General features: G+C 29.3%; 1 protein-coding gene. It reads left to right on the forward strand.

Going from position 1 to position 1,148, the window contains the following annotated elements; translation table 11 throughout:
• Positions 1 to 113: 113 nt before the first annotated feature.
• A complete protein-coding gene (locus G6N05_RS15510) occupies positions 114 to 881 on the forward strand; it encodes a hypothetical protein (RefSeq protein ID WP_166131897.1) in 768 nt (255 codons plus the stop codon).
• Positions 882 to 1,148 lie beyond the last annotated feature (267 nt).

Genomic DNA, 1,148 nt, shown 5'->3' on the forward strand with positions numbered 1-1,148 from the left:
TCTTTCGCAAGAAATTGTATCTTAGCATCAAATAATAATTTACGAAGTCGCCACTTCAGCAAGCCGCGGCCCGTTGTGTGCTATTTTTAGGAAAATCGTAATAAAAAGACATTATGAAAAACATATTAAATTTACTTGGATTGTGTATATTTTTAAATCTTTCAAGTTGTGATAAAGATGACCAAACAAACTTAATTCAAGCTGGTATTGAAACGAGAATTTCAGGAAATGTAACGAGCATAAATGGTGAAAGTTTATCCGATGTAGAAATTAAAATTGCTGAATACGTTGAAACTACAAGTGGTGGCTGTTATAGTTGCCCAGCACCTACAAATTATAACTATGAATTTAAACAATTTGTAAAAACTATAAATTTAAACTCAAATGGAAGTTTTGATTTTACATTTACGACGAGCGGAAATGGAAACTTTTATAAATTATTTATTGGCGATTTTCCTAATTCCCCATTAAATGATCCAATTCCTTTCTATGTTCAGAAAATCGATGACCCATTAGGAGTAAATTTAACTCAACAAGCAAATGACATGACAATTATTGGAAAAGAATTTTCATTAAATCACGCAATTAAAAAATTATATTTGTGTGAAGTAAATGTCCAATTTAATTTAACTAATACATATCCAATTGAACCATTTCATTTATTAACTTATCCATCTAACAATAGAGAAATAAATACCTTTACTAACCAAGCAACAATTAAATTGTTTATTGACAAAGCAAATCCTCAAATTTTAGTTCTAAAAAGAAATAGAGACAACGGAATAAGACAAAAAGCAGAATATATATTTCCTGCAAGTAATGTTGAAAACACAACAAATCAAAATATAATAGTAAACGAAACAGACTTTGTAGATTATTAAAACATCACACAACAGGCGTTTGGCAAGATTGCGAATTTTGTAGTAAATACACGTTTATTTCTCGCAAGAAATTTTATCTTTGATAGAAAATAATCGGTTCCGAAGTTCGCAACCTCGCCAAGCGCCGGGACGTTAAATACAAGTTTTGTGGAATCGAGAACGCTGAATAAAATCTGATTATTTTTACATCTATTTTCAGAAAATACTTCTCTCCTATTTTTGTTTTAAATTCGAAAAAACACAATTGTTTTATTTAAATTTTTTGAG

Origin of the sequence: Flavobacterium bernardetii (assembly GCF_011305415.1) — a bacterium.
GTDB lineage: Bacteria > Bacteroidota > Bacteroidia > Flavobacteriales > Flavobacteriaceae > Flavobacterium > Flavobacterium bernardetii.